Source organism: Flagellimonas meridianipacifica, from assembly GCF_003001695.1.
GTDB lineage: Bacteria > Bacteroidota > Bacteroidia > Flavobacteriales > Flavobacteriaceae > Flagellimonas > Flagellimonas meridianipacifica.
Window position 1 is genome coordinate 152,552 of the sequence record NZ_PVYX01000003.1, and the last position, 25,891, is coordinate 178,442.

The 25,891-nt window shown below is 40.0% G+C and carries 30 protein-coding genes; 19 read left to right on the top strand and 11 right to left on the bottom strand.

Annotated features, from left to right (window positions below; genetic code table 11):
* Window positions 1–12: 12 nt before the first annotated feature.
* The 8 genes from CLV81_RS20110 (at window position 13) to CLV81_RS20145 (ending at window position 5,777) form a co-directional block, all read left to right on the top strand.
* Window positions 13–624, top strand: coding sequence for a fumarylacetoacetate hydrolase family protein (locus CLV81_RS20110; protein ID WP_106147994.1), 612 nt, complete (start codon window positions 13–15; stop codon window positions 622–624).
* Window positions 624–962 carry an Hpt domain-containing protein gene (locus tag CLV81_RS20115; RefSeq protein WP_106147996.1) on the top strand — a complete coding sequence of 113 codons (339 nt, stop codon included), beginning with the start codon at window positions 624–626 and terminating at the stop codon, window positions 960–962. Before CLV81_RS20110 ends, CLV81_RS20115 begins: the two co-directional genes overlap by 1 nt.
* Window positions 963–2,210: a competence/damage-inducible protein A gene (locus CLV81_RS20120; RefSeq protein ID WP_106147998.1), complete on the top strand. Its 1,248-nt coding sequence runs from the start codon at window positions 963–965 to the stop codon at window positions 2,208–2,210.
* 74 nt (window positions 2,211–2,284) lie between these two features.
* Window positions 2,285–2,512 carry a 50S ribosomal protein L28 gene (gene rpmB / locus CLV81_RS20125; protein ID WP_106148000.1) on the top strand — a complete coding sequence of 76 codons (228 nt, stop codon included), beginning with the start codon at window positions 2,285–2,287 and terminating at the stop codon, window positions 2,510–2,512.
* Between the two features lie 12 nt (window positions 2,513–2,524).
* Window positions 2,525–2,707, top strand: a complete 183-nt coding sequence (gene rpmG, locus CLV81_RS20130) for a 50S ribosomal protein L33 (RefSeq protein WP_106148002.1) — start codon at window positions 2,525–2,527, stop codon at window positions 2,705–2,707.
* A gap of 8 nt (window positions 2,708–2,715) precedes the next feature.
* The gene (locus CLV81_RS20135) at window positions 2,716–2,868 is read left to right on the top strand and encodes a DUF4295 domain-containing protein (RefSeq protein WP_106148004.1); all 153 of its coding nucleotides are present in this window, start codon (window positions 2,716–2,718) and stop codon (window positions 2,866–2,868) included.
* Between the two features lie 146 nt (window positions 2,869–3,014).
* Window positions 3,015–3,971, top strand: a complete 957-nt coding sequence (ftsY, locus tag CLV81_RS20140) for a signal recognition particle-docking protein FtsY (protein WP_106148006.1) — start codon at window positions 3,015–3,017, stop codon at window positions 3,969–3,971.
* A gap of 108 nt (window positions 3,972–4,079) precedes the next feature.
* The gene (locus CLV81_RS20145; protein ID WP_106148008.1) at window positions 4,080–5,777 is read left to right on the top strand and encodes an amidase family protein; all 1,698 of its coding nucleotides are present in this window, start codon (window positions 4,080–4,082) and stop codon (window positions 5,775–5,777) included.
* A 1-nt stretch (window position 5,778) separates the two neighbouring features.
* Here the strand turns inward: CLV81_RS20145 and CLV81_RS20150 are convergent, their stop codons facing one another.
* A complete protein-coding gene (locus CLV81_RS20150; protein ID WP_106148010.1) occupies window positions 5,779–6,873 on the bottom strand; it encodes a serine hydrolase domain-containing protein in 1,095 nt (364 codons plus the stop codon).
* 124 nt (window positions 6,874–6,997) lie between these two features.
* Between CLV81_RS20150 and rimO the strand changes: the two genes are divergently transcribed.
* The 3 genes from rimO (at window position 6,998) to CLV81_RS20165 (ending at window position 10,504) form a co-directional block, all read left to right on the top strand.
* Window positions 6,998–8,305, top strand: a complete 1,308-nt coding sequence (gene rimO / locus CLV81_RS20155; RefSeq protein ID WP_106148011.1) for a 30S ribosomal protein S12 methylthiotransferase RimO — start codon at window positions 6,998–7,000, stop codon at window positions 8,303–8,305.
* A gap of 98 nt (window positions 8,306–8,403) precedes the next feature.
* On the top strand, window positions 8,404–8,898 hold the full coding sequence (locus CLV81_RS20160; RefSeq protein ID WP_106148013.1) for a DoxX family membrane protein: 495 nt from the start codon (window positions 8,404–8,406) through the stop codon (window positions 8,896–8,898).
* On the top strand, window positions 8,885–10,504 hold the full coding sequence (locus CLV81_RS20165) for a Gfo/Idh/MocA family protein (RefSeq protein ID WP_106148015.1): 1,620 nt from the start codon (window positions 8,885–8,887) through the stop codon (window positions 10,502–10,504). The genes CLV81_RS20160 and CLV81_RS20165 overlap by 14 nt, the downstream gene beginning before the upstream one ends.
* Before the next feature lie 17 nt (window positions 10,505–10,521).
* Here the strand turns inward: CLV81_RS20165 and CLV81_RS20170 are convergent, their stop codons facing one another.
* Window positions 10,522–11,277 (bottom strand): anti-sigma factor, encoded by a 756-nt coding sequence (locus CLV81_RS20170; RefSeq protein ID WP_106148017.1) that lies wholly within the window; start codon window positions 11,275–11,277, stop codon window positions 10,522–10,524.
* Window positions 11,274–11,837, bottom strand: a complete 564-nt coding sequence (locus CLV81_RS20175) for an RNA polymerase sigma factor (protein WP_106148019.1) — start codon at window positions 11,835–11,837, stop codon at window positions 11,274–11,276. The genes CLV81_RS20170 and CLV81_RS20175 overlap by 4 nt, the downstream gene beginning before the upstream one ends.
* Before the next feature lie 116 nt (window positions 11,838–11,953).
* On the opposite strand from CLV81_RS20175, the gene CLV81_RS20180 reads away from it, so the two are divergent.
* Window positions 11,954–12,472, top strand: a complete 519-nt coding sequence (locus tag CLV81_RS20180) for a fasciclin domain-containing protein (protein ID WP_106148020.1) — start codon at window positions 11,954–11,956, stop codon at window positions 12,470–12,472.
* Window positions 12,473–12,519: 47 nt separating this feature from the next.
* Here the strand turns inward: CLV81_RS20180 and CLV81_RS20185 are convergent, their stop codons facing one another.
* Genes CLV81_RS20185 through CLV81_RS20200 form a run of 4 tightly spaced genes read right to left on the bottom strand, consistent with a single transcriptional unit; the run spans window position 12,520 to window position 14,888 of the window.
* Window positions 12,520–13,032, bottom strand: a complete 513-nt coding sequence (locus CLV81_RS20185) for an SRPBCC family protein (protein WP_106148022.1) — start codon at window positions 13,030–13,032, stop codon at window positions 12,520–12,522.
* Window positions 13,029–14,165 (bottom strand): serine hydrolase, encoded by a 1,137-nt coding sequence (locus CLV81_RS20190; protein ID WP_106148024.1) that lies wholly within the window; start codon window positions 14,163–14,165, stop codon window positions 13,029–13,031. Before CLV81_RS20190 ends, CLV81_RS20185 begins: the two co-directional genes overlap by 4 nt.
* Before the next feature lie 10 nt (window positions 14,166–14,175).
* Window positions 14,176–14,433 carry a hypothetical protein gene (locus CLV81_RS20195; protein ID WP_106148026.1) on the bottom strand — a complete coding sequence of 86 codons (258 nt, stop codon included), beginning with the start codon at window positions 14,431–14,433 and terminating at the stop codon, window positions 14,176–14,178.
* Between the two features lie 2 nt (window positions 14,434–14,435).
* A complete protein-coding gene (locus CLV81_RS20200; protein WP_106148027.1) occupies window positions 14,436–14,888 on the bottom strand; it encodes an SRPBCC family protein in 453 nt (150 codons plus the stop codon).
* 112 nt (window positions 14,889–15,000) lie between these two features.
* On the opposite strand from CLV81_RS20200, the gene CLV81_RS20205 reads away from it, so the two are divergent.
* The 7 genes from CLV81_RS20205 to CLV81_RS20235 all read left to right on the top strand — a co-directional run bounded on the left by CLV81_RS20205 (window position 15,001) and on the right by CLV81_RS20235 (window position 22,542).
* Window positions 15,001–15,879, top strand: a complete 879-nt coding sequence (locus CLV81_RS20205; RefSeq protein WP_170068346.1) for a peptidyl-prolyl cis-trans isomerase — start codon at window positions 15,001–15,003, stop codon at window positions 15,877–15,879.
* On the top strand, window positions 15,866–17,272 hold the full coding sequence (locus CLV81_RS20210; RefSeq protein WP_106148031.1) for a peptidylprolyl isomerase: 1,407 nt from the start codon (window positions 15,866–15,868) through the stop codon (window positions 17,270–17,272). Before CLV81_RS20205 ends, CLV81_RS20210 begins: the two co-directional genes overlap by 14 nt.
* 4 nt (window positions 17,273–17,276) lie before the next feature.
* Window positions 17,277–18,230: an AAA family ATPase gene (locus CLV81_RS20215; RefSeq protein WP_106148033.1), complete on the top strand. Its 954-nt coding sequence runs from the start codon at window positions 17,277–17,279 to the stop codon at window positions 18,228–18,230.
* A 103-nt stretch (window positions 18,231–18,333) separates the two neighbouring features.
* Window positions 18,334–20,604 carry an aconitate hydratase gene (locus CLV81_RS20220; protein ID WP_106148035.1) on the top strand — a complete coding sequence of 757 codons (2,271 nt, stop codon included), beginning with the start codon at window positions 18,334–18,336 and terminating at the stop codon, window positions 20,602–20,604.
* A gap of 77 nt (window positions 20,605–20,681) precedes the next feature.
* Window positions 20,682–21,242 carry a TlpA family protein disulfide reductase gene (locus CLV81_RS20225; protein ID WP_106148037.1) on the top strand — a complete coding sequence of 187 codons (561 nt, stop codon included), beginning with the start codon at window positions 20,682–20,684 and terminating at the stop codon, window positions 21,240–21,242.
* A gap of 2 nt (window positions 21,243–21,244) precedes the next feature.
* Complete coding sequence (locus CLV81_RS20230) at window positions 21,245–21,805, top strand: TlpA family protein disulfide reductase (RefSeq protein WP_106148039.1); 561 nt, start codon at window positions 21,245–21,247, stop codon at window positions 21,803–21,805.
* A 2-nt stretch (window positions 21,806–21,807) separates the two neighbouring features.
* A complete protein-coding gene (locus CLV81_RS20235) occupies window positions 21,808–22,542 on the top strand; it encodes a DUF3291 domain-containing protein (protein ID WP_106148041.1) in 735 nt (244 codons plus the stop codon).
* Here CLV81_RS20235 and CLV81_RS20240 read toward each other — a convergent pair.
* From CLV81_RS20240 to CLV81_RS20255, 4 genes are read right to left on the bottom strand one after another with little or no spacing between them, the layout of a single operon-like run.
* Window positions 22,504–23,142, bottom strand: a complete 639-nt coding sequence (locus CLV81_RS20240; RefSeq protein WP_106148042.1) for a carotenoid biosynthesis protein — start codon at window positions 23,140–23,142, stop codon at window positions 22,504–22,506. The two genes, CLV81_RS20235 and CLV81_RS20240, sit on opposite strands and share 39 nt — an antisense overlap.
* On the bottom strand, window positions 23,139–24,599 hold the full coding sequence (gene crtD / locus CLV81_RS20245; RefSeq protein WP_211298033.1) for a 1-hydroxycarotenoid 3,4-desaturase CrtD: 1,461 nt from the start codon (window positions 24,597–24,599) through the stop codon (window positions 23,139–23,141). Before crtD ends, CLV81_RS20240 begins: the two co-directional genes overlap by 4 nt.
* Window positions 24,599–25,048 carry a sterol desaturase family protein gene (locus CLV81_RS20250; protein ID WP_106148046.1) on the bottom strand — a complete coding sequence of 150 codons (450 nt, stop codon included), beginning with the start codon at window positions 25,046–25,048 and terminating at the stop codon, window positions 24,599–24,601. Before CLV81_RS20250 ends, crtD begins: the two co-directional genes overlap by 1 nt.
* Entirely contained in the window at window positions 25,049–25,888 is an 840-nt protein-coding gene (locus CLV81_RS20255; protein ID WP_106148048.1) for a phytoene/squalene synthase family protein, read from the bottom strand.
* Window positions 25,889–25,891: the final 3 nt, after the last annotated feature.

A 25,891-nucleotide genomic window follows, 5' to 3' on the forward strand; every position in this document is an offset into this window, starting at 1 on the left:
ATTTTCTAGAGTATGAAATTGATTTGCATTGGCAGAAACTATGCTGCCCATATAGATGAATTGCAAAATGAAAGACCATTGGAACCTATTGTGTTCATAAAACCGGATTCTGCCATTTTACCCAAGGAACAGGATTTCTATATTCCTGAATTTTCCAATGATGTGCATTATGAAGTGGAGGTTTTGGTGAAAATCAAAAAGGTAGGAAAACATATTGATAAGAGGTTTGCCCACACCTATTATGACGAAGTTGGTTTGGGGATTGATTTTACGGCGAGAGACCTACAGGCACAGTTAAAAGAAAAGGGATTGCCCTGGGAAAAAGCTAAAGGTTTTGATGGTGCAGCCGTGGTAGGTAAATGGATTCCAAAAGAAAAGTACGAAAGCATGGACAAATTACGGTTTTCCTTGTTAAAAAATGGGGAAAAAGTACAAAATGGAGATACTTCCCTGATGCTGTGGAAGATAGATGAGCTTATTTCGTATATATCTACCTTTTTTATGCTGAAAAAGGGGGATATTTTGTTTACCGGCACTCCAGCCGGGGTTGGTAAAGTAAGTCCAAATGATTACCTTTCTGGTACTCTTGAGGGCGAAGAAATGTTCGCTTTAAACGTAAAATAATGATTTACAGCCTCGATAAGATTAATGAAATGGCGGAGGGCGACCAAGAATTCGTTGTTTCTGTGGTTTCTGTTTTCCTGGATGAAGTTCCTGCGGATTTGGAGGGACTTGAGAATGCCATAGACAGTAAGGAGTACGAGAGCATTTACAAGTTGGCCCACAAAATCAAACCCAATGTGGATTTATTGGGGATGGAACATGCTAGAGCTACTGCGCTTGAGATAGAGACCTTGGGAAAAAATTCTGGGAGTATGATGGATATTGAGGAAAAGTTTCCATTCTTAAAAAAAGACGTACTTCAGGTTATCTCAGAGCTAAAAAAAGACTTCAATTTATAAATGCAGGCAGAGATCATTACCATTGGGGATGAAATTCTCATTGGGCAAATAGTAGATTCCAATTCTGCCTTTATTGCTAAGGAACTCAATAAAATTGGAGTTTCTGTATATCAAATAACTTCGGTTGAGGATGACAGGGACCACATACTTCAATCCCTTCATCAGGCATCTGAAAGATCATCTCTGGTTATTCTTACCGGTGGTCTCGGGCCTACCAAGGATGATGTTACCAAACAGACGCTATGTGAATTTTTTGAGGATGAACTAGTAAGGGATGAAGGTGTCCTGCAACATATTGAAAACTTGTTTGCAAAGTATATCTCGACTCCCATCTCTGATTTGAACAGGAATCAAGCGCTTATACCTTCAAAAGCTACTGTACTCCACAATGCGTATGGTACCGCTCCTGGTTTATGGTTAAAGAAAGGCGAGACCTCATTTGTTTCTCTGCCAGGGGTCCCTTTTGAAATGAAACGCCTTGTACTTGACCAAGTGTTACCTAGAGTTATAGAGACCTACGATAGGCCCCATATTATACATACCACCTTGCTTACCTATGGTTTGGGTGAAAGTGCAATAGCTGAGCGAATTGAGGAATGGGAAAATAATCTTCCGTACCACATTAAGTTGGCGTATCTTCCCAATTTGGGTAGGGTTCGCCTACGGTTAACGGCCAAAGGAAGGGATAAAGAAAAATTGGAAAAGGAAATCAATGAAAAGGTGGAGCAGGTATATCCATCCATAAAGGACATATATTATGGGATAGAAGAAGATGGAGCCATTGAAGAAAGGGTGGCCAATTTATTGACTAAAAAAGGGATGACATTGTCAACTGCAGAAAGTTTTACCGGAGGTAAAATTGCTGAAGAACTTACTTCTATTCCGGGGGCTTCGGCCTATTTTAAAGGTACAGTAGTCAGCTACGCAACTGAGACCAAGATTAACGTATTAGGGGTTCCGTCTGAGTTGATAGAGAAACATTCTGTGGTAAGCGAAGAGGTGGCCATATCCATGGCAAGAAATGTGAAAAATATTTTAAATACCGATTTTGCAATCGCGACTACAGGAAATGCGGGACCTAGCAAAGGAGATTCGGATGAGGATATAGGGACGGTTTTTATTGCCATTAGTACTCCCGAGTGTACGTTTGCAGAAAAATTCACCATGGGAAATCACAGAGAACGCATAGTGAAAAAGTCCGTAAACAAAGCTTTCGAATTGCTTTGGAAGGAAATTTTAAAATTCTGAAAAAGAATTTTGTCCGTCCCAGTAAAATGCCATAAATTTGCAGCCTCAATAAAATCACTGAAAAGTTTAGGGAGATGTCTAAAGTTTGTGAAGTAACAGGAAAAAAGGTGATGTTCGGGAACAATGTTTCCTTTTCCATCAATAAAACCAAGAGGAGATTTGATGTAAATATTTCTAAAAAGAAGTTTTACATCCCGGAAGAAGACCGTTGGGTTACTCTGAACGTATCTTCCAGAGGTTTGAAAATTATCAACAAGAAAGGGATTTCAGCCGTTCTTAAGGATATCAATTCCAAAAAGTAATACCGAAGAAAAATGGCAAAGAAAGGAAACAGAATTCAGGTTATTTTGGAATGTACAGAGCATAAGAACTCAGGAATGCCTGGTACATCAAGATATATCACCACCAAGAACAAAAAGAACACGCCAGATAGGATGGAAATCAAGAAATTTAATCCTATTCTTAAGCGTATGACCATTCATAAAGAGATAAAGTAAACTAAGCCATGGCAAAGAAAACAGTAGCAACACTACAATCATCATCAAAAAGATTGACCAAGGCCATAAAAATGGTAAAGTCTCCTAAAACTGGAGCTTACACATTCGTTGAGTCCGTTATGGCACCTGAATTGGTAAACGAGTGGTTGAATAAAAAATAGTTCAACATTTCCTTGTACGAAATCAAAAGCTGCCCACGGGTAGCTTTTTTTTTGGAATTTACTAAGAAAATGTGTGAATCTGAAAGTAATAGTTTTAACAAAACTCCTCTTACTTTCCTATATTTGAGACTTCTAGAGAAATAGACATGAGTTTGTTTAAAAATATCTTTTCAAAAGATAAAAAGGACACTTTGGATAAGGGTTTGGAGAAATCCAAAACCAGTTTTTTTGGTAAGCTGAGCAAAGCCGTTGCGGGTAAATCAAAAGTTGATGATGAGGTCTTGGACAATCTGGAAGAGGTTTTGGTAACCTCGGATGTGGGCGTGGACACTACCCTAAAAATAATTGAGCGTATTGAGGAACGAGTGGCAAGGGATAAGTACATGGGCACGGATGAACTCAATACCATATTACGCGAAGAAATTGCTGGTCTCTTATCGGAGACACATGTTGGCGAAGAAACGAAATTTGCCATTCCACAGGATAAAAAGCCGTATGTAATCATGGTGGTTGGTGTCAATGGTGTAGGCAAAACAACTACAATTGGAAAGTTGGCGCATCAATTCAAGAATCAAGGATTAAAGGTGGTTTTGGGTGCAGGAGATACTTTTAGAGCTGCGGCGATTGACCAGCTTCAAGTATGGGCTGATAGGGTAGATGTACCCATAGTAAAACAAAAAATGGGTAGCGATCCAGCTTCCGTGGCTTTTGATACGTTGAATTCCGCGGTAGCGGAAAACGCAGATGTGGTCTTGGTTGATACTGCTGGACGTTTACATAATAAGGTCAACCTTATGAATGAGCTGTCCAAAGTAAAGCGGGTCATGCAAAAAGTAGTACCCGATGCTCCCCATGATGTACTTTTGGTACTTGATGGTTCCACAGGTCAAAATGCTTTTGAGCAGGCCAAACAATTCATCAAGGCCACTGAGGTGACCAGCTTGGCTGTGACCAAATTGGATGGAACTGCAAAAGGTGGTGTGGTGATTGGAATTTCTGACCAATTTCAAATACCGGTAAAATATATAGGAGTGGGTGAAGGTATTGAAGACCTTCAAGTTTTCAATAAGTATGAATTCGTCGATTCATTCTTTAAAATGTAATATAGATACAAAGTTTTTACAATAGGTTCCTAGGAAAAATCAGCAGTTTTTACCAGCCGATAAGATTAGGGCGAGTTCGTCCTAATTAACCAAAAAGAATATCAAATTATGGAAAATCGCTTTCAGAATTCAATAGCACAATTCAAGTTCGTATTGATTGCTCTCTTGGTTTTTGCGTCCTGCAAACAGGAAGCAAATAAGGTGGAAACCATAGAGGAGGTAATCTTATGGGAACCGTATAATGACTCCTCTGAAGTTGCTGCCAATGCAGAACATGAAGTTGCTCGAATGCGCTATAAACTCATTCAATCCAAGGTCTGGAATAAAAATGACACCTTTTTGCCTATGCACCAAGAGGTTTCTAAGATGGATAGTACTACTTATACCAGCTTGAGACCTTTAATATTAGAGCAAAGTATTCCCGTGATTCAAGAACACATTTCAAACGGCAAATTATCTTATGAACAGCTGGTCTTGTTTTATCTGCACAGAATCTATAAGTACGAACTTGATAACGGTACCACCTTGAATACCGTAATTGCTATTAATCCTAAAGTTTTGGATGAGGCTAGGGCACTTGATGCAAATTCGGAAGGTCACCATCCCATTTATGGAATGCCCATTCTGTTAAAGGACAATATTGGAACTGATGATATGAATACCACGGCAGGCGCCATAGCCTTAAAAGATAATTTGGCCGATGATGCTTTTATAGTGGACCGTTTAAAAGAAAAAGGAGCTCTAATTCTGGGTAAAGTAAACTTAAGTGAATGGGCCTATTTCTTGTGCGATGGTTGTCCTGTGGGTTATAGTGCGCTTTGGGGGCAAACCCTTAATCCTTATGGACGTAGAGTGTTTGAGTCTGGGGGCTCGAGCTCAGGTAGTGGTACTTCTGTAGCTGCAAACTATGCCGTTGCCGCCGTAGGTACTGAGACTTCAGGGTCTATTTTATCGCCTTCAAGCCAGAATTCCGTAGTTGGTCTGAAACCTACCATCGGTCTTTTGAGTAGAACCGGGATAGTCCCTATTTCTAGCACTTTGGATACTCCAGGACCTATGACCAAAAATGTAGTTGACAATGCCATTCTTCTGGATGCGATGATGGGTTACGATAAAGTTGATGATGCTTCGGTATTGACAGGGTGGGAAAAAGACTGGTACCAAACCGAAGAACCTTCTACATTGAAAGGAAAGCGTTTTGGGGTATTTAAGAACCTCATGGGAAGAGATTCAATTTATAAAGCAACTATTGAAAAGATTAAAGAGGCGGGAGCCACTGTTGTGGAGTTTGAGCCGCCCCAAGTGGAAATGGATGGTTTTTTGAGTATTCTGAACATTGATATGAAAAACGATTTACCAGCCTATATCCAAAATCATGTGAAAGATGTCCAAGCTGTTGCGGTTAAGGATGTAGCCGATGTAGTAAATTTCAACCTTCAAGATACTTTGATCAGAATCCCTTACGGACAGGCGCGATTAGATGGAATTTTAGCGGATTCCACCTCGGCAGAAGGTCTGGCTGAAATCAAAAAGAGGCTACAGGCTAACGGAAGGAAATATTTCAATGAAGCTATGGAGGCTCACGATTTGGATGCTATTTTATCCATCAATAATTATCATGCTGGGTTTGCAGCTGTTGCTAAATATCCAGCTTTGACCATTCCCATGGGATATAAGCCTTCAGGAGAGCCCATTAGTTTGACCTTCATTGCGAAACAGTTTCAAGAAGCCAAACTTTACGATTTGGGCATGGCGTATGAAAATGCTATAAAGGTTCGAAAAATACCAAGTGGATATAAGGACTAATCTAATTGATGTAGTCATTTAAATATTGCCATAATTCATTGTCGAAACTAGAGGGACCCAATAGGGCTTCCCCAGCATCTTCTCCCATACGGACGATTACCAGTTCCATGCTGGGTATAACATAGAGTTTCTGGTCATCTCTACCTAAACCGGCAAAGGTATCTGCTGGAGCATTGGGAATAAGCTCACCTTGAAATTCAGTTTGAAGGGCAGGTGCACGATAACTCTCCTTTCCATTCAACCACCACAAATAGCCATAAGACTGGTTCAGGTTCTGCGATGTATTTATCATGTTGCTCTTGTAGGTGTTATCACCTAATATTACCTCTCCATCCCAAACACCATTATTTAGGTTTAGAATCCCAAAACGGGCCATACTTCTGGCTGTACTGAAGTATACATTGTTAAGATTATTTGTGGAAAGCCAAAATCCATCCATTCCAATTTTATCACGGAGTCTAGAATTAAAATAGTCAGACCATTCCATTTCTGAAGCGTTGGAAACTACACTTTGCAATAAAGTATATGGTCCATTATGATAGGCCCATCGGGTTCCAGCATCGGCGACAAATGTTAAGCAATTCGGTGTTACGCAATCAAATTGAAGGGCATTCATGCCTGTGGTCATGGTAAGTTGGTGCCACACTGTAATCAGGTCTTCTTTTTCGGTGGGAGTTGAGGTCCATCCTTCTCCCAGATAGTCAGAAGATTTATTGTCAATGTCCAAGAATCCTTCCTCTTGGGCAAGACCAACGGTAAACGCCGTTAAGGTCTTTCCGGCTGATGCCCAATACCAGCTCGTATTTTGAGTATGCTCATCAAAATACCATTCCACAACGATTCTTCCATTTTTGGTAATGATAAATGCCTTAGTGTTCTTCTCATCCAAAAAATCTCGTAAATCATCTTCATTTTCGGTGTTCCATCCTAATTGCGAAGCGGAAACAGTTTCCCAATCTACAGATTGTGACGGCGGAAAATACAAGTTGGTCAGTTCTGGAAGCTGATTGTCAGGCGTACTTGAACTATCTGAATCAGATGAACAAGAAATTACCAACAAACAAAGGGTCATCAGCGGTATAAGTGCAGGTTTCATGGAGTTGAGTTTCAGTTTGGACTAAAAAGTCTTTAAAAAGTTTAACGTGTCAAATTGAAAAATATGCAAGCAAATCGATGTAATGCCCACCCATATTGTATTTTTGCAAACCATTTGAAACGGTATGCGAACGAAATCACGTAAAAAGAACAAAATCAATGTAGTAACTCTTGGATGTAGCAAGAACGTTTACGATTCTGAGGTGTTAATGGGACAGCTTCGAGCCAATAACAAAGAAGTGGTCCATGAAGAAGAGGGAAATGTGGTTGTCATCAACACCTGTGGCTTTATTGCCAATGCCAAGGAAGAAAGCGTAAATACCATTCTTGAATATGTAAATCGTAAAGAGCAAGGAGATGTTGACAAGGTTTTTGTTACCGGATGCTTAAGTGAGCGCTACAAACCAGATTTGGAAAAGGAAATTCCCAATGTTGATGAATACTTCGGCACCAGTGATTTACCCAATCTATTGAAGGCCTTGGGAGCGGACTATAAGCATGAATTAATTGGCGAAAGATTGACCACCACCCCGAAAAACTACGCATACTTAAAGATAGCAGAAGGGTGCGATAGGCCTTGTTCGTTTTGCGCCATTCCTCTTATGCGGGGCAAACATAAAAGCAAACCCATTGAAGAATTAGTCACTGAAGCCGAAAAACTGGCTGCAGATGGGGTGAAGGAACTTATCCTAATAGCCCAGGACCTGACTTATTATGGCTTGGACTTATACAAAAAGCGGAATCTTGCAGAACTTCTTGAAAACCTGGTTCAAGTAGACGGCATTGAATGGATTCGGTTGCACTACGCTTTCCCTACGGGTTTTCCCATGGACGTGTTGGCAGTCATGCAGAGAGAACCCAAGATTTGTAATTATATCGATATTCCACTTCAACACATTGCGGACCCCATTCTAAAAAGCATGCGTAGGGGAACTACCAAGGCAAAAACTACGCAGCTACTAAAAGATTTCAGGTCGGCTGTTCCAGAAATGGCAATCCGAACCACACTCATTGTCGGTTATCCAGGAGAAACCCAAGAAGATTTCCAAACGCTTAAAGAATGGGTGAAAGAAATGCGTTTTGAGCGTTTGGGCTGCTTTACCTATAGTCATGAAGAAAATACACATGCCTATTCTTTGATCGATGATGTTCCTGAAGAGGTCAAACAACAAAGGGCCAATGAAATTATGGAAGTTCAGTCCCAAATCTCTTGGGAATTGAATCAAGAAAAGATCGGAAAGGAGTTTAGATGCATCATCGATAGAAAAGAAGGGACCCACTTTGTTGGGCGCACAGAATTTGATTCTCCCGATGTGGATAATGAAGTTTTAATCGATGCAACGAAACACTATGTGAAAATTGGTGATTTCGTAAACGTCAAAATTACTGAGGCTGCAGATTTTGATTTATATGGGATGCCAATTCTAAGCTAATTCAAAAGTTACCAATCGGTGACGAATATCATGGTTCTTTATTTTGTTCGGTTGTAGTTTTGGTTGATTGTTTTCGAATCAACTAATTCTACACATCCATGAAAACTATAAATGAAAATGGGGTAAAAATCAGTATTACCCTATTACGAATTTTTGTGGGTTGGCATTTTCTGTATGAAGGTGTTATAAAATTGTACAACCCAGAATGGACCTCTTCTGGCTATTTGGCTTCTTCGCAAGGACCATTAAAGCCATTGTTTGCCCTATTGACTCAGCCAGGGATAATAGATTGGGTCGATATGTTGAATATCATAGCTCTTCTCCTTGTGGGAATCACATTTACGCTAGGTGTTTTTGAACGTAAGGGAGCCATTGTCGGTATGGGACTTCTGGCACTTTATTATTTGGCTCATCCTTCATTTCCTTGGTTACCACAGGTGAATGTAGAGGGCAGCTATTGGTTTGTGAATAAAAACCTGATTGAGTTAATCGCTTGTCTTCTTATTTACAACTTTCCTACGGGGCATTTTTTTGGCCTGAATTACTTCATAAAAAGAAAACCATCAAAAGTTAAGAGCTATGAAATGGACTAGAAGAGATTTGCTTAAAGGACTGGGGGGACTTCCCATTTTAGGGGCGGTTTGGTGGGCAGGTGTCGCAAGTGCTACCTATAAAAGAAACGAAAGATCCGAAGTTTTAAACCAACTGGGTATAAGTCCATCTTTGCCTCCTTCGGTTCCAAATATAGAAGGGGAGCCCGTTCGGGTTGGAATCATTGGTTTTGGAATTCGTGGTGAACAGTTATGTAGGAGTCTGGGGTTTGCTACCAAGGAATGGTACGAAGAGATGAAAATTGAAATGGAAGAGAATCCGGACAACAAGGCGGTGGAGGACTTTGAAAGACAGGAAAAGTTGAATGTAAAACTGGTGGGGGTATGCGACATTTTTGATGTAAGGGCGGAAAGAGCACTGAATTCCTTCAATACTTCGGAAAACAAAATAAAGAGGTATTCCACATATCAAGAAATGATTCATAGCGGTGATGTAGATGCAATTGTTATAGCTACACCTGACCACTGGCATGCTCCAATGGCCATTGAGGCTTTGAAAAACAATATACATGTGTATGTTGAAAAGCCTATGACCCACACCATTGCCGAGACCTACGAACTACAAACTGCTGCTGAGGAATCTGAAGCTGTTTTTGCAGTGGGGCACCAACATAGACAAACCCTAAGTTTTAAGACGGCGAGGGACATAGTTGAGAAAGGAACTTTAGGCCATGTTTCTCTGATTCAAACCAATACCAACCGAAACGATGATAACGGAGCATGGAATTATGATATTCATGAAAAGGCTAGTCCGCAAACCATTGATTGGCAGCAGTTTTTGGGAACAGCCCCGCAAGTACCCTTCAACAAAAATCACTTTTTCAGATGGCGAAAATGGTGGGCTTATGGTTCCGGATTATCTGGGGATTTGTTGACTCATGATTATGACCGCCTAAATTGTGTTCTCAACATGGGAATTCCTGATTCAATTATAGCTTCCGGTGGAGTTTATACCCAAAATGATGGTCGTAATGTACCCGATGTGCTTCAAGTAAATATGGAGTTTCCCAGATTCAGCACAGGTAGCAGCCAAGTCAAGGGCAAAGAACAGGGGATGACATTTTGCTATAGTGCTACCTTAGGCAATGGGTTTAATCGACCGACCATTCTGATGGGGCACGATGCCACCATGGAATTGGGCAATAAACTTACCGTATGGCCGGATGGGGCCTCAACACGTTATGCACCTATGTTGGAAGAGGGAAAAATATACCCACACACACCAATCTATCAATATAATCCCGCAGCCAATGTTCCAGATGCCATTTCTTCGGCTACTTCGCAATACTTTGCTGATAAGGGTTTGATGTGGACCTATATTGATGGGGTTCGGGTAGATTCTACCTTTTTGCATATGCGAGAATGGTTGAGTGCCATAAAAAACGGTACTGCGCTCAGTTGTGGAATACAAGAAGGGTTTGATGAAGCAATTACTGCGCATATGGCAGGGCTTTCTTGGAAATTAGGCAGAAAAATAGAATGGGACCATGAAAAAGGCCAACTCGTACCCATTGAAGGAATTAATTTTGATGAGGTCTTGCTCGCTGGTGACTGGAAAATTGAATCCCGTGAACTGGAAAAAGTTTAAGGATTTTTCTGAAAAGGCTATATGATTACATTGGAAATCAGTTCCTCAACAGTGGGATGGTCATTTCCGCCTGCGGGTTCAATGGTAATATTGAGTGATTCGGCTTTTTCGATATACTTCAATGGAATCAATTCTTCTTTTGGAGATAAAGTTCCCATGTTTATCATTTCCCCCTCCACATCGCTCCACATTTGATAAGTCTTTGAAGCGGGCAGGGGAGGTAATCCTTGGGAGTTTACCATCACCATCTTGCGGTTATGGTCTACATAGGCCACAAGTTTTGCGCCAGGTGATTTTTGATTTCCATACAATACCAAAGGTATTACATGGGGTCCATTGATATCCTTAAGTTGCGAAGATGTAAGAATATAATCGCTTTCAAGGGCATCCATACGCTCTTTCAGATTTACCGTTTGCTCTTGTAGTGATTTTAGGCTACGTTCCGCATTTTGCCATTGGCCGTACATCCAGAAAGTGGCCACACCAAAAAGCAAAGCAAACCCAGCTGCGACCCACAGAGGTCCCCATTGAACTTGCTTAGCTGGAGATTTTTCCAATTTGTGGACCAAAGCGGCTTTGACCCCAATTGGAGGTTCAATGGCCTGTTCGAAAGCCATCTTTTCAAAGTCAGCCTCTAATTGGTCAAAATGTTCTTTTAAGCTTTTGTCTTCATTTAAGGCTTTCTCCACCATTAATTGGTTCTCCATGGACAGTTCTCCTGTGAGATACTGTTCCAAAAGTCCTTCTTCCAATATCCTTTTCTTTTCCATCATGCCATTGTTTCAAAAATGAACCAAAGCCAAATCATTTCATTGGCATAGGTTTTTCGTAACTGTTTCAACGCCTGCCTAACGTAGGACTTAAAGGTCCCAAGCGGCACTCCCATAGCCTCATGTGCTTCTTGATGGGTGTATCCTTGATAGTAGACTAGGGCAATTGCTTTTTGATGATGTGGCTCCAATTTTTGTAAGGAACCTTTGAGCAATATATCTTCAGGCTCATTTTCTTCTACAGCCTTTGTATCATATACACCTAAATCATCATTTTGGATGAGGTCATTTTTACTTCTTAGTGAATTTAAGGTAGTGTTTCGTGCAATACGATAGGCCCAAGTATAAAATCGGCCTTTTGTAGCATCATATTTGGAGATGTTGGTCCAAATTTTAATAAATGTTTCTTGCAAAAGGTCCTGTGCTTCCGCCTCATTCTGACACATTCTCAGAATTACCCCGTACAGCGCCCCGGAATATTTATCATACAACTGGTAAAGCGCAGCTTTGTCACCATTGGTTAAACGTTCGATAAGCTGTATGTCTCTAAAGTCTGTTCCCATAGGGTTTGTTAAAGATATGATAAAAAAGGACTGACTTCATCCATTTGGAAAATGCCCGTGTAAATAGATGTGAAAGCGCGCCAAAAAAAATTAGTAACAGTTAAATCAGTTTAAAAATGAAAAAAGCGATTTTTATTATCTCAACACTAGCACTATTTCTGTTTGTACAGCAAACTACAGCTCAAGCGTCCAAAGATATTGTGGACACAGCAGCTTCCGTAGATGACTTCTCTACCTTGGTTACCGCCGTTAAAGCGGCCGATTTGGTCGGAGCCTTAAAAGGAGATGGACCATTTACAGTATTTGCTCCGGTTAACTCTGGCTTCGCCAAGATTGATTCAAATACTTTGAACTCATTATTGGAGCCTGCAAACAAAGAAAAACTATCTGCTATTTTGACCTATCACGTGGTTTCTGGAAGTCTTATGGCCACTGATGTTGTAAAAGCTCTTGAAAAAGGGAAAGGAAAAGTTGAATTGACCACTTTAAATGGAGGGAAATTAACTGCTATGAATAGAAACGGTGGCATTTATTTGAAAGATGCCAACGGGAATTATAGTAAGATAGCCAAAACAGACGTAGTTGCATCAAATGGCGTGATTCATGTAATTGAGGATGTAGTGATGCCTAACTAAGTGTTTTTTGTTTTGATGGAGAGCACCGCTTTTGCGGTGCTTTTTTTTTACATATTGACAAATTCAAAACCCGCCAACGGAATATTTGTTAGGTCAATCTCGGTTTCGTTAAGAAGAATACCGTGTTCAACAAACGCTTTTAAGTTGGTCAACCAAAATGTCCAACCGTTGCTGCACCCATAATGTACGTTTAGCTTGCTTTCATCGTCAGTTGGAATGTTGTACTGTCTTAAGACTACCAAAACCCCTCTTTTTTGAGTTTCAAGTGTTACGGAAACTATATTATTTTCAAAGGTGATTGCCAATTTGTTCGTTCCATTGGCTTCCAAAACCTCACCAGTGGCCTTCGCATCCCAATTATGCCATTCCCAAACATATTTATCTCCTTTTTGAATCTTTTCCAAAGGTTCTCGTTTACTTCCGTCCGCCATGGAATATTCGGCATTTCTAAGAAACCATGTGCATATCCCCTGGGAGGTGGCCCAGCATTCATATAGCTTCTCCATTGGAGCTTTTACATATATTTTTTTTGTGAATTCGTCAAAGGCTAGTTTTTTCATCTTTTTCTATTTAGCTCGATGTTGTATAGTTCCCTTCCCAATTGTGCTAAAAAGGGAATGCCAATTTCGTCATATTCATAGGCATCGTCATTGAAAATACCATCCTTGTTGACCAAAATTGTAGCGGTGACCATAAACTCTATATCATTTTTAACATCATGGATGTACGCACAATCCGTGAGTGTTCCATAGGCATAACCCACTTTATTGTAAATTTTGATATAGTCCGGCATAGGCTGGGTAATATCGCCAAACATTAAAAACTTAACATAACTATCGTAATATTCTTCAGTATCGTAACCTAGCTCTCCGGGTAAGGTATACATGGCTTCCCTCAAGGCACCTAATTGCGATGGACTCAAATTGAACCGCTCTTCAGGAGCAAAGGATTCTGGAAAAATTATCCGCTTTAAGACATTGTGCTGACTAGAAATCGGATAGTAATTTTTAAGGGAGAAATCAAAAGGTTCCTTGTAAAGGGAATCTGAAGCATAAAAACCTTTTCCTTTTTCAATACCGTTAAGTACTAGTGGGGTAAGAGGGGTGTTGATGATTGGTTTGCTACTCGCGGTGGTGGAATCGTTTAAATAGATGACCAAAGGTTTGGTCACAAGTTCATCGGCATTTGAGGTTGAAAGTCGATGAGCCACCCTGATAGGACCAATAGCTTTATCCTTTATTCTTTGGTTTAGGTCATCTTGCCCCAAAAATTCAACAAGTCGGTTATTTGCAGCATTGTCTGAAACCGCAAAAATTTCAGAAATGGCTTTGGCAAAGGTGGTTTCTACCGAATCTCCTTCAATATAAAAGCGGGTTTGAATGGAAAGGGAATCGATTTCATTGATTTTTTCCAAAGCGGCGACAGCAGCTGGAAACTTAACCGTGCTCGCGGGATAAAAGTATTGATTTTCATTTACTTGAAAATCAAAATCCGTAAAAGTGACGGTCTCTCCTTTGCGGTCTATCTGAGTGTATCGTATTTGAACCTCATACTGGTCCAAGCTATCCATGACACCTTTTATTTTAAAGTTTTCAGATGATAAAGCTTTTTGCAGTGGGTTTTTGTCCTCAACCTTGGAACAGGTCAAAAACAGAAAAAAAATGCCAAATACCACAATACTTTGTCTAAACATAGCTATTCATTTAAATATCCTCATCATAAATTTCTCCTCTATTGGGCCTTAACATCTCACGGATGTCTTTCATTTCAAACTCTGCAACGACTAGATAAGCTATGCTGTGCATATCCGAAAAGTGTTGGAATCCGGTGATATCATATTTTAATTCTTCCAGAACCACAAATTCAGCCAAATGCTTCTGATAGTGTTCTGCCGTTCGTTCAGCTGCTGGACCTCGAAAGTCCCAAATCAGCTTTATTTTTTTATCCAAGATATTTTGCATGTCTATTGGTCTAAAACGGATTTGCCCTCTTCGGCGAAAGCTTTAAAATCTTGAAGATATTTCATAGTCTGCTTTTTAAACAAACCGGGCATCAAAAATCCCATGAGTTTCATTCCAATCCCAGAAAACTGAAATTCATTTTCGGAAACCCACTTGGTCTTACCCTCTTCTTCAATAAAATGGTTCTTTTGGATGTTGGTAACTCCATTGGTTTCATAAGTAGTATGCATGGAGTCCGGCAGGTTTCTTGAATTGATGGTTTCAACCATTTCAAGGTCCCTTTTACCCATTTTATAGTTTAAACGCATTTGGCTGCCTTCCTTACCCGGGTCTTCGGAAAGCAATTCATATGAAATAAGGCCATTTTGCCAATGTTTCATGTTTTCTGGATTATCCAGCTTCTCAATGAACTTTTCCCGCGGAAGATTTACCGTAATTTCAGAAGTATATTTCATTAGGTTGGTTTTACACGAATGTACTAAAATATTGGAATTGAACTAACTGCAGATTCTGTTAATCAAAATACAACCCATTTGTGCAGAATGGTGTAATTCTTATTTTTGCCAAATGCTTTGTCTCCAAATAAATAAGACCTATTTAATAAGTCTTCTGGTATTGACCTTGTTTAGCTCATGTGATGCTATTTTCAATAAAAAGGAAGAAAAAGAACCATTGGCCCGCGTGGGTGATGTGTATTTATACAAAGAAGACGTTGCTACACTTTTGGATAATACCATTTCTGAGCAGGATAGCGCCATTTTTGTCTCCAACTACATCAATAATTGGGCGTCCAAACAACTTCTGTTGTCCAAATCCAAAATAAACCTACCCGAGGAAAAACTCTCTGAGTTTGATAGATTGGTTGACGATTACAAATCGGATTTGTACACCAGGGCCTATGTTGAAGCTTTGGTGTTCAACGCCCAGGACACTTCAATTTCAACAAGTCAGCTCAGAAGCTATTATGATAAAGAAAAGGAGAACTTCAAGTTGAGTGAGAAATTAGTGCAACTTCGCTTTGTGGAAATTCCCACTCAGTTTTTGGACAAAGAAGGGGTTAAGCGGCGTATGGACAATTGGTCGTCTTCAGATAAAGAATACTTAGATTCCATAGCAGTGCAGTTCAATAAAATTCATTTTAATGATTCAGTTTGGGTAAGTGTTTCCCGGGTGACGGAGGAAATCCCGCCTTTGGCCTTACTCAATGAAAATGACTACTTAAAAAAATCACAATTTTTTGAATTGCAGGATTCCTTAGAGGTATATTTGGGCAAGGTGACGGATGTTTTGGAGGTCAATGATGTAGCACCTTACGAGTATATCTTGCCAGAGATACGTCAGTTGATTATCAATCGGAGAAGATTGGATTATGTAAAAAAACTGAAAACGGAAATTATTGATGAAGCTATCAAGAAAAAAGAATTTGAGATATATGATAAGAATTAATGTATGCTTGTTGTTGATGCTGTTTGGCTCAACTACAATATTGAGTGCTCAAGATCAAGATTTGGCTATTGCTACCGAAACGGATTCTGTAACACCACCAACCCAAAGGATTAGACTGGATGGAATCTCTGCCGTTATTGGAGATTACGTGATTTTAGAATCGGATATAGAGAAAACACTCATTGACTTAAAAAGTCAAGGGGCTTCCACACAAGACATTACACGATGTGGTCTTCTAGGAAAGTTGATGGAAGACAGATTATATGCCCATCAGGCGGTGCAGGATAGTTTGTTGGTATCGGACGATCAGGTAAATGCACAAAGTGATAGACAGATTCAACAATTGGTGGCCCAGGTAGGGTCAATGGAAAAAGTGCTTAAGTTCTACAAGAAACCTGATATTGAAAGCTTCAGAAAAGAACTATTTGAAATCAACAAACTACGAATGCTTTCTGAAAAGATGCAAGGCAAAATTGTGGAAAGCGTTGAGGTCACGCCAGAAGAGGTACGTCAATTTTTCAACAAGATACCAGAGAATGAACGTCCGGTTTTCGGAGCTGAACTGGAAATTGCACAAATCGTAAAACAGCCGACTGCCCCTGAGGAGGAAAAACAGAAGGTAATCAATCGATTAAAAACCATTAAGCAAGATGTTGAGGAGAACGATGCAAGCTTTAATGTAAAAGCCATTTTGTATTCCCAAGATCCAGGTTCTAAATCCAAGGGAGGATTTTATAGTATGACCCGTGAAACTCCCTTCGTGAAAGAATTTAAAGATGTAGCCTTTAGCCTGCAGGAAGGAGAGATTTCTGAGCCTTTTGAAACCGATTTTGGGTATCATATCATCTACATTGAAAAAATAAGGGGGCAAGAATTGGATCTTCGCCACATTTTACTCATTCCAGAAATTCCGCAAAGCGCTATGGATGCTGCCGTGAAAGAGTTGGATAGCATTCGTCAACATATTTTGGAGGGTAAATATACTTTTGCAGAAGCCGCTCTGAATTTTTCAGATGAAAAGGAAACCAAGAATGATGGTGGGCTACTGCGTAACCCGATTAATTTTGATTCCAAATTTGAACTTACCAAAATGGACCCTTCCTTATACAATCAGGTAAGGAATTTAAAGGATAATGAAATTAGTAGACCGCTCAAAGAGGATGATCCTAGAGGAGGCGCACCAAAGTTCAAAATAATGCAGATCACCAATAGGTACGATGAGCATAAGGCGGATTTTGCTAAGGATTATCTTAAAATTCAGGAGCTGGCATTACGCGAAAAACAGTTTAAATCCATTAAAAAATGGATGGATGAGCATATTGATGATACCTATATCCATGTGGATGAAGACAGTAGGGATTGCAATTTTGCAAACAATTGGGTAAAGGAGTAAATACATGTCGGACGTCACTGCGGTTGAGAACCTCGTAAAAAAACATCAAGACTTAAAAGCTGAGATTGCCAAGATTATTGTTGGTCAGGAGGAGGTAATCGAACAAATATTGCTTTCCATTTACACTGGTGGGCATTCACTTTTAATCGGTGTGCCGGGATTGGCAAAGACCTTAATGGTAAATACTATTGCCAAGACCCTTGGGCTGGACTTTAAAAGGATTCAGTTTACCCCGGATTTGATGCCTAGCGATATTTTGGGCAGCGAAGTATTGGACCAAAACCGGAATTTTAAGTTTGTTAAGGGACCTATTTTTGCGAATATTATTTTGGCTGATGAGATTAACAGGACCCCACCCAAAACACAAGCAGCTCTGCTGGAAGCTATGCAAGAGCGAGCAGTTACCATAGCCGGGCATCAGTTTAAGTTGGATTTACCCTATTTTGTTTTGGCCACCCAAAATCCCATTGAGCAAGAAGGTACCTATCCGCTTCCTGAGGCGCAACTGGACCGTTTCATGTTTGCCATAGAATTAAAATACCCTTCCGTCGAAGAAGAAATTCAAGTGGTAAAAACTACAACAAATGATGAAGAGGTAGAGGTTCAAACCTTGTTTAATGCCGAAGAGATTATTGCCATTCAACACTTGGTCCGCAGGATTCCTGTCCCAGACAATGTAATCGATTATGCAGTACGGCTTGTGAACAAGACTCGCCCTGGAGTAAATGGGACTTCGGACTTTGTAAATAACTTCATCGATTGGGGCGCTGGACCTAGGGCTTCACAGAACTTAGTATTGGCAGCCAAAGCACATGCAGCAATTCACGGGAAATTTTCTCCAGATATAGAAGACATTCGAGCGGTGGCCACAGGAATTTTAAGGCATCGTATCCTTAAAAACTACAAAGCGGAGGCAGAAGGCATTTCAGAAGAAAGGATTATTTCTGAATTGTTGTAACAATTGTAAGTTTATCCTCTTATTTAGTACTATTCTAATTCCGAAATCCTCGGTATTTTACTAAATTTACGGAATTACAAAATTCTTAAAATCCAATTCTATAATGGCATTTGACATTGAGATGATAAAGGCTGTTTACGCATCCATGGGAGAGCGTATTGAGAAAGCCCGAGAACTTGAAGGTAGACCCCTCACATTAGCTGAAAAAATATTGTATTCACACCTTTGGGATGGAACTCCAACCCAAACATTCCAGCGTGGAAAGGATTATGTGGATTTCGCACCGGATAGAGTGGCTTGTCAGGATGCTACGGCTCAAATGGCTCTTTTACAATTTATGCATGCTGGTAAACCTAAAGTTGCTGTTCCAACTACAGTGCACTGTGACCACCTTATCCAAGCCAAAGTAGGAGCAGATGCCGATTTAAAGAGGGCAAACGAGACAAGTAATGAGGTTTTTGACTTTTTGGAGTCTGTTTCAAATAAGTATGGTATTGGATTTTGGAAACCCGGGGCAGGGATTATTCACCAAGTGGTTTTGGAGAATTATGCTTTTCCTGGAGGAATGATGATTGGAACCGATTCGCATACCGTAAATGCTGGTGGATTGGGAATGGTTGCCATTGGTGTTGGTGGTGCAGATGCTGTTGATGTTATGGCCGGTATGGCGTGGGAATTGAAATTTCCAAAATTGATTGGGGTCAAGTTGACTGGAAAGCTTTCCGGCTGGACCGCTCCAAAAGATGTTATTCTTAAAGTAGCTGATATTCTTACCGTTAAAGGAGGTACCGGCGCCATTATTGAGTATTTTGGAGAAGGTGCTACATCCATGTCCTGTACTGGAAAGGGAACCATTTGTAACATGGGTGCTGAGGTCGGTGCAACAACTTCAACTTTTGGTTATGATGAATCCATGGACCGCTATTTGAGAGCTACCGGTAGAGAAGATGTTGCGGATGCAGCTTTTGCGGTTAAGGAACATTTGACAGCAGATTCAGAAGTATACGCAAATCCAGAGAAATACTTTGACCAAGTCATTGAGATTGATTTGAATACATTGGAGCCCCATTTGAACGGTCCATTCACTCCGGATTTGGCAACTCCAATCTCTAAAATGAGCGAAGCAGCCAAAACCAATGATTGGCCTTTAAATGTTGAGGTAGGATTGATAGGTTCTTGTACCAACTCTTCCTATGAAGATATATCTCGTGCAGCCTCCTTAGCAAAACAGGTAGCTGATAAAAACTTAAAGACTAAGTCAAAATTCACAATTACTCCGGGTTCTGAGCAGGTTCGTTATACCATTGAACGGGATGGATTTATCGATACGTTCAACAACATTGGAGCCACCGTTTTTGCCAATGCATGCGGGCCTTGTATTGGAATGTGGGACCGTTATGGTGATAAAGCTGCCGATGGGCCGCGTAACACCATTGTCCACTCATTCAACAGGAACTTTGCAAAAAGGGCTGATGGTAATCCAAACACCCTTGCCTTTGTAGGTTCTCCAGAATTGGTTACCGCTATTGCAATTTCCGGAAGATTGGATTTCAATCCAGTAACGGATAAACTTCTTAATGAAGACGGCGAGGAAGTTATGTTGGATGAACCAAGAGGGTATGAACTTCCACCAGAAGGCTTTGCAGTTGAAGACGCCGGTTTTATCGCTCCAGAAGAGGACGGTAGTGGGGTTCAAGTTGTGGTTTCCCCAACTTCAGAGCGTTTACAATTGCTGGAACCTTTTGTTCCTATCGCTCCAGAAAGCCTTCAAGGGGTCAAATTGCTAATTAAAGCCTTTGGAAAATGTACTACAGACCATATTTCCATGGCAGGTCCTTGGTTGCGTTATCGTGGCCATTTGGACAACATTGCCAACAATACTTTAATTGGGGCTGTAAATGCATACAATAAGCAAACCAATTTTGTAAAAAATCAGTTGAATGGGGAATATGGTGCAGTTCCCGATACCCAACGAGCGTATAAGAAAGAGGGAATCAGAAGCATTGTGGTAGGTGATCATAATTATGGAGAAGGTTCTTCTCGTGAGCATGCTGCTATGCAGCCGCGACATTTGGGTGTTGCAGCAGTTTTGGTAAAGTCTTTTGCCAGGATTCACGAAACCAATTTGAAGAAACAAGGGATGTTGGCCTTGACCTTCGCCAATGAAAATGATTACGATTTGATTCAAGAGGATGATACCTTCAATTTCTTGGATATTGCTGAATTCGCTCCTGGCAAACCATTGACGTTGGAAGTGGTTCATGCCGATGGTAGCAAGGATACCATTATCGCTAACCACACTTATAATGCTTCTCAAATAGATTGGTTCCATGAAGGTTCGGCACTTAATATGATTAAAAAGCAGAATGCCTAATGTGCAACTGTAGATAATAAATGAACTCTTGGTATTTGAATATCAAGAGTTCTTTGTTTTTGACCAAAACACCTTAGATGAAAATCAGTAAAAAGACTGTTCTCAATATTGCCATTATCCTTTTTGTCCTTTCCTTTTTTGTAACCCCTTTAGGGCATTACGGAAAGATTCTTCTAAACCGGGTTTTTTCTTTTTCGCCTCCGGTTATTGAGGCCTCTGAAAGAGAAAAGATTACAGATTATGATTGGAAGTTGAAGGACGCTGAATGGAACTTTTTCAATTTTGAAAAATCTAAAGGGCGTGTGGTTTTTATCAATCTCTGGGCTTCATGGAAATTGCCGTCAGAAGCCGAATTGGCAAGTATCCAGAAAATGTACAACAAGTATAACGGGAAGATGGATTTCTATATCATCACCAATGAGAATAGACCCCCGGTCGAAGAATTTATGGAAAAACAGGGTTTTACATTTCCTGTCACTTATTTGATTATTGGTGAAAAGATGCCAATTAATCCGGATGAAGTTCCGTCTTCTTATTTGATTGATAAATCTGGAAATATTGTCATCTACAAAAAGAAAATAGCTGATTGGGCCACAAGAGAGGTATATGACCTACTGGATAGTCTGATTGCTGAATAAAAATGAGATTGTCCAAAGAACAGATAGGTAACCTCATATGGATAGTGGTCATTCTGTTGATTTTGTTCACACCGGTCGGATTTCATGCTAGGGTTTTAGTAGGACGAATATTCGCTTTTGATGCTGATGTCATAGAAGTTGAGGAACGAAAGCAGCTTAACAACTACCAATGGTCTTTGTTGGATATTGAGGGGAATCCTTCAAACCTTGAATCATACAATAACAAGGTAGTTGTAGTGAATTTCTGGGCTACATGGTGTCCACCATGTATTGCCGAAATGCCCAGTTTTGCGAAGTTATACGAGGATTATGGGGACAAAGTCGATTTCTTCTTTATAGCTAACGATGAAAAAGAAAAAGTCATCGCATTTTTAGAAAAGAAAGGGTATAAACTTCCAGTATACTTTGAAATTTCTCAAACACCCGAGATGCTTACCTCAAAAAGTATTCCGGCCACTTTCATTTTGAATAAATCAGGTAAAATCGTGGTAGAAGAACGCGGTGTGGCAGATTGGAATTCTCAAAGCACCAGAAAGTTGTTGGATGACCTTTTAGCAGAGTAACCATGTCCCAAATCACTACAATAACACTTTTTAGGTACAAAGGATTTTGGGATAAGGTTTGGGCTTTCGGGATGATGCAATTTGCGCATAGGCATTTAAAAGATGTAAAAGGGCTGCAGTTTTATAAGCTCTGGGGAAGCGGTAAAGAAAACTTCGACCCAAGACCAGATTGGAGTGTTTATGCGTTGTTACAGGTTTGGGAAGATGAACGCAGTGCGTCTTCTTTCTTTGAAACTTCAGCCCTGATCGAAAAGTATAACCAACGTGCAATAGAGAATTGGACGCTTTATTTGAAAAACATCATCAGCAGAGGGGAATGGTCTGGTGGCAACCCATTTCAAAAAAGTACTTCTTTGGATAATGGAAACCCTAGAATCGTGGCCATTACAAGGGCCACTATTAAAACCAGTCTGTTATTTACCTTTTGGAAATATGTCCCAAAATCCCAAGGGCATCTGTACACTAATGACGGTTTAATTTATACCAAAGGCTTTGGAGAAGTGCCCATCAAACAAATGGCGACTTTTAGTGTATGGAAGGATAAGAAGTATTTGGATGAGTTTGCTTATCAAAACAAACCCCATGTTGGCGCTATCAAGAATACCAGAAGCCTGAAATGGTATAAAGAGGAACTGTTTTCTAGGTTCCAGCCCTATAGATCTGTGGGAGCTTGGGGAGGAAAAAATCCGTTACCGGAATTAGACGGTGACCAAAACGAAATATCCGAAGAAGATTAATTGTGCAAAATACAAATGGAACGAAATGGTTCGATTTCCTTCCAATCTGAACGTTAGAAGCAACAACTGCATCAATAAGGCCAAAACAAACCAGGTAACATAGTTTTGTAAGGGAACATGGCCCTCAAATTCCCAAAAATCAAAGTTTGGGGCATTTTGCTCCATGAAAAAGTCTAAAATTACCATTAAGCTTGCGGCGAAGACTCCCTTCACCCATAAAGGTATTTGGAAGTTGGATACCATTGCCGAAGTAATGCAGGCCAACAGGGCCCAAAAACATCCAATCAACCAGGGTACCCCATCTAACTTTGGCCCAAAGTTTTCGCCATAGCTGTAATTTCCAAAGAGGAGACCGTATTCTACTCCAAGCCATTCGGCGAACATGCCCATGGCAAAGAACGAGACAAATAGACCAGCTTTTTTTAAAGTATTTATGGGGAATACCAGAACAAAGAGCAACAAGCAGATCGATAAATTCAAAGGGGTCTTGGTCAAAAACCAGTCTTTAAAACCAAGGGTAATTCCAATAATCCCAGAGATATGAAAGAGCCAGATGATACCAACGGCTATAGTGGTCTTATGTTGTTTTATAAGCGTCATGGAACCAATTCACTGACTATTTTAGCTGAAAGTAAACACAAAGGAATTCCACCTCCTGGATGTACCGAACCGCCACAAAAGTATAATCCCTTAATGTTGTTACTAAAGTTGGGGTGTCTCAAAAAAGCAGCAAACTTTGAATTGCTAGCTGCACCATATAAAGCCCCTTTGTAGGAACTGGTGCTGGTCTCAATGCCTTTTGGGTCCAAAACAAATTCGGATACAATGTGTTTTTCAATATCCACCTTTAAGCAAGCATTTATTTTTTTGATAATATTCTTTCTGCTTTCTTCTTTGAGTTTTTCCCAGTTTTGCCCATGATTTCCTGGAGCGTTGATCATAACAAACCAGTTTTCATGTCCTTTTGGAGCATCATTGGACTCTTCCTTGCTGGTTATGTTGATATATACTGTGGGGTCCTCGCTTAGGCTCTTTTTCTCAAAAAGGTGTCTGAACTCATTTTCATAGTCGTTACTAAATAGGATATTATGTAAATCCAGTTCGGGGAACGATTTTGAAATACCCCAATAGAAAATTAGTGCAGAGCTTGAACGTTCTTGTTGCAATACCTTTTCAGGTTGTTTTTCCCCCTTTAGCAGTTTTCTGTAAGTGGGAAAAATATCCATATTGGAAACCACATAATCCGATTCATGTTTCTCTTTTTGGGTACGTATGCCCTTTACAGTTCCTTTTTCAACCAATATTTCTGTCACAGGTTCGGTAAAATTGAATTTTACACCTATTTCTTTGGCCAGCTGGTAAAGAGACAAAGTTATTTGATGCATACCTCCTTTTGGAAAGAAAGTGCCAAATCCCATTTCCAAATGGGGAATCATCGACATTATGCCTGGTGTTAAATACGGAGAAGAACCATTATAAGTAGCATATCTATTAAATAGTTGTACCAGTCTTTGACTGGAAAAAGACATCTTGTTGGTATGGTTCAAAGTTGAATTGACTCTCAGTTGTCCTAATTGCAGAATGGCTTTGACCGTGTTCTTAGAAAAATAAGTTCCCAATTTGTGCAAAGACTTTTCTAAAAATAAGGGGGCAGTTAAGTCGTATTTTTTTTTACTGCTTGCCAAATACTTTGCTATTCCCTCTTCTGATTCTCCAAAGCATTGAGATGCGTCATGCGCAAATTTGTTTTTATCAGCATTTGCTGAAAATCGTTCGCCATCGTCCCAAAAATAATTGCAGATTATGTCTTTCCTTTTATAATTAAAATAGTCCCTAGGATTTTTGTTGTGAAGTAGAAATAATTCGTCTACAAAATGAGGCATGGTGAAGAGTGAGGGACCCAAATCGAAACGAAACCCATCAACGGTTTTTGCATGTAGTTTGCCGCCAGGGTAATTATTGGCTTCAAAAACCTCCACATCATGGCGCTTGGACCTAAGCCTAATTGCTGTAGCCAAACCACCAATACCTGCGCCAATCACTATGGCTTTGGCCATTATTTTTTAAAATATTTGAAAGGAACAAACAGCATTCCAAAGCATTCACCGTCTTCTTTGCCCAGATGTTTGTGATGAATTTTGTGCGCCCTACGTACACCGCGAGCGTACCAATTGTTCGCATTTCGGAACATTTTGAAACGCTGGTGGATAAAGATATCGTGAACAAGGAAATAGGTCATGCCATAGGCAAGTATCCCTAGCCCTAGGGGCCAACCATACCAGAAAGAGGTGTTGTCAGCGATTATTATAAAAGACATGCTCACTACGGCATAAAAAATGAAAAAAGCATCATTTCTTTCAAACCAGGAGTCATGGTCTTTTCTATGGTGGTCCTTATGAAGACTCCATAAAAAACCATGCATAATGTATTTATGCGTAAACCAGGCCATAAATTCCATAAAACAAAAGGTTCCTAAAAAAATAAGAATCCAAAGGGCTATTTTCATTTAAACAAGCTGTAGTTTGTAGTTGACATATGATTGTGCCAAAAGTCCGAATTTTTGATAATTTGGGACCCGAATTCGGGTATTTTTTATTTCCAAAGGTGGAGTGCCTTGAAGCTTTTGAAGCAGTTTGTAGTAATATTTATAGGCTGTATAAACTCCAAACTTAGCTTCATGAGGAAGTTTAACTATACCGGAATAGCCTAAGTCAAAGTCAGCTTTAATCTCATCCACAATTCTTCGCTTTGAAGCTTCATCCAACTCCATAAGATTGGTATTGGGGAAATATGTGCGTTCCAGTTGTTCAAAATCGGCTTTTAAGTCCCTTAAGAAATTCACTTTTTGAAAAGCTGAACCTAAGGCCATAGCTGACTCCTTTAAATCTTCATATTTTTCCTTGTCCCCTTTCACAAAAACACAAAGGCACATCAACCCAACAACATCTGCAGAACCATAAATGTATTCCTTATACTCTGCGTGGGTCGTATATTTTTTCTTTGAAAGGTCCATCCGCATACTTTTCATAAAAGCATCCACTAAATGCTTTGGAATATCATAGGCATGATAAGTATGTTGAAACGAATTCAAGATGGGATTAAGACTGATTTTGTTGCTCAAGGCATCTTCGAGTGATTTTTCAAAATTCTCGAAAAGCTCTTTTTTGTCGTAATCATGAAACGTATCCACAATTTCATCGGCAAAACGCACAAAACCATAAATATTATAGATATCCGAGCGTATGGAACTGTCCAACATTTTTGTGGCCAGCGCAAAAGAAGTACTATAAGATTGCGTTACAATCTTACTGCATGTATACGATACATTGTCAAAAATGGTTTTCATGGT